Source organism: Rhodopseudomonas sp. B29, from assembly GCF_000333455.1.
Classification (GTDB): Bacteria; Pseudomonadota; Alphaproteobacteria; order Rhizobiales; family Xanthobacteraceae; genus Rhodopseudomonas.
This window is the reverse complement of the sequence record NZ_BADD01000506.1, coordinates 1-2828: the sequence shown is the minus strand read 5'-3', so window position 1 is coordinate 2828 and position 2828 is coordinate 1. Positions and strand designations below refer to the sequence as shown.

Genomic DNA, 2828 nt, shown 5'->3' with positions numbered 1-2828 from the left:
CTGCCAGCGGGACGATGAGCGACGGAGCACGGCGGCGGCCGGGAGCGTCTGGGAGGCGTCGCCCTTGTGCCGCGGATTGCCGGCCCAGGCGACGCCGACCTTGAGCTGGCCCGGCTGGTTCAGCGCCTTCTCCCACGCGGCGAGTTTCGCCGGCTCGGCGCGCAGATACGGCACCGTCGCCGGGATGGTGTCGACCGTGGTGCCGAACACACGCGGCAAGCTCATCAGCGGCAGGTGGACGTCGTAGTCCGGCAACGGCGCGTCGCGGCCGATCACCGGGACGTCGAGGCAGTTGCGGAGCAACTCGACCAAGGCGGGCTGCACCTGCAATGTCACCTGTCCCCCCATCGCCGTGACCGCCGGGATGTAGCGGACGAACTGCAGCGCGTCGCCCATGCCGTATTCCGAGTGCAGCAGCAGCCTGCGGCCGGCGAGGGCGCCACCCTCCCACAAAGGTCCGGCGACGTCATGCTCGCCCTGTGACAGCTTCTTGCTCTTGCCGCGCCATTCGTATTCGCGGAAGCCGGCAATGTAATCGCCGTTCATCAGCAGGAAATGCGCGTAGTTGTAATGCGCCACGGCGTCGTTCGGATCGAGCGCGACGGCGCGGGCCGAGACCTCGATGGCTTCGTCGATCTCACCGAGCCCGCGCAGCGTGACGGCGAGGTTGGCGTGACCGCGCGCGTAATCGGGGGCGGCTGCGATGGCGCGGCGGTGGCATGCCGCTGCGGCGACAAGATCGCCGCGCGCCTCATGCATGATGCCGCGGTTGGTGTGCGCCGGTGCATGGTCCGGCTTCAGCGCCAGAGCCAGTTCGCAAACGGCGACCGCCTCGTCGATCTGGCCGAGTTCGCAGAGGCAGGCGGCGATGTTGCTGAGGATCACCGGATCGGATGGCGCGAGCGCCGAACCTTGCCGATAGAGTTCGAGCGCGTCGGCGGTCCGGCCGCTCTCGTGCAGCATCGAGCCGGTCCGCTTCAACATGTCCGAGTCTTGCGGCGCGCGTTCGGTGAGCTGGCGATAGATGCCGATGGCTTCGTCGTGACGGCCCAAGCGATACAAAGCGGCGCCCAGTGCATCGAGCAAATTGGTATTGTTCGGCAACCGCACGAGAGCATCATGAAACCCGGCAATAGCTTCTTCACCGCGACCCAGATCCTGAAGCAGGCGGCCGTGGAGCAGCAGGCTTTCGATCCGATCGGGCTGTAGGGCCCGCGCGCGGCGGCAAGCTTGCAGCGCTGCTTCCGTCTGCTCGGATCGCATCAGAGCCAGTGCGATGTTGTGATGGCCGTCGACGAAATCGGGCCGGACTGCCACTGCGCGGCGATAGGCCTCCAGCGCCTCGTCCCCGCGATCCGCATCTGCCAGCAGATTGCCGAGATTGAGCCAGGCATCATGCGCTCCCGGATGGCGATCGATCACGGCGCGATAAGCAGCCTCCGCTTCATCGACTCGGCCGGCGCCGGCAAGCACCAGAGCGAGTTGAAAGTAAGCACGTGGCGGCGCCGGATCACACGAAATCGCCTGCCGACATGCGGCCTCCGCCTGGTCCCAATGTTCCGCTTCGGACAACGCGACAGCCAGCTTGAGCTGAAGGGCAGCGTCGTCCGGCCGCAGCATCGCGGCGCGCTCGAACGCTTCGATCGCGCCGGCTCGCTCGCCTTTCACCGCCAGCGCGTCGCCGAGCGTCGCAAACGCCTGAGCGTGGTTCGGGGCCAGACTGAGCACGCGATGCAGCAGGGCCGCGCCCTGCGCCGCACGATCGGTGACGAAGGCGATCACCGCGGACAGGTGCAGCGCATCGACATGATCGGGCTCAGTCCGCAGGATGTCGTCGCACATCTGCTCCGCGCGGGCGGTGCGGCCCGCGCCATAATGCGCGATCGCCTCCAACAGGATGGTTTGGCTTGCCGTCGCCGCCATAAGTCGTCTCCTTTGATCTCCTGCTTGAACGGCTCAACCGACAAATTCCGGCGACGGCGCTCAACCAATTGTATGCAGATGCATCTTTCTCGGTTATGGTGACGTTGTGTCCCGCTCGTTTGCGCCCACCGCACTGATGCTCGGCAACTTCGTCACCGGCACCGCCGTGCTGGCGCCGGCCGGCATGCTGGCGGATTTGGCGGGCGGATTGGGAGTCGGCATCCACGAGGCCGGGCTGCTGATCACCTTCGGCGCGGTGGTGTTGTGCGTCGGTTCGCCGCTGACGGCGTGGCTGACCAGCCGCATCGACCGGCGGCTGTTGTTGTGCACCGCACTGTTCGTGCTGGCGCTCGGCAATCTGGCGTCTTCGTTTGCGCCGAACTACGCGGTGCTGCTGATCGTGCGGCTGGTGATGCTGGCGGTCGGCGTGCTCTACACGCCGCAGGCGGCCGGTACGGTGGCGCTGATCGTGCCGGCGGAAAAGCGCGGCGGCGCGATCGCTTATGTGTTCCTGGGGTGGTCGCTGGCGATCGCCGCGGGTTTGCCGCTGGTGACGTTCCTGGCGAGTTATTTCGGCTGGCGCGGCGGTTTCGCCGGCGTCGGCGTTCTCGGGCTGATCAGCTTCGTGCTGCTGCTGATCGCCTTGCCGAAGGAACTGGTCGGCGCGCCGGTGGATTTGAAGATGTGGGCCGGCGTGCTGCGCAAGCGCCGCATCGTCACGCTGCTCGCGATCACTGCCCTGCAGGTCGCCGGACAGTTCTCGACCTTCACCTATTTCGGACCGCTGCTCGCCGGACTCACCGGCGCCGGGCCGCGCGATATCGGGCTGGTGTTCGCGATCTACGGCATCGCCGGCTTTGTCGGCAACGTCATTGCCAGCCGCATCGTCGATGGTTTCGGCGCTA

The 2828-nt window shown here is 66.8% G+C and carries 2 protein-coding genes; one reads left to right on the top strand and one right to left on the bottom strand.

Translation table 11 applies throughout. The features are described 5' to 3' along the window. On the bottom strand, positions 1-1923 hold a 1923-nt coding region (locus tag I5M_RS30050), incomplete at its 3' end, for a tetratricopeptide repeat protein (protein WP_022722651.1). 136 nt (positions 1924-2059) lie between these two features. Here I5M_RS30050 and I5M_RS17890 point away from each other — a divergent pair. Continuing rightward, positions 2060-2828: MFS transporter (locus I5M_RS17890; protein ID WP_022722650.1), on the top strand; the 769-nt coding region annotated here is incomplete at its 3' end.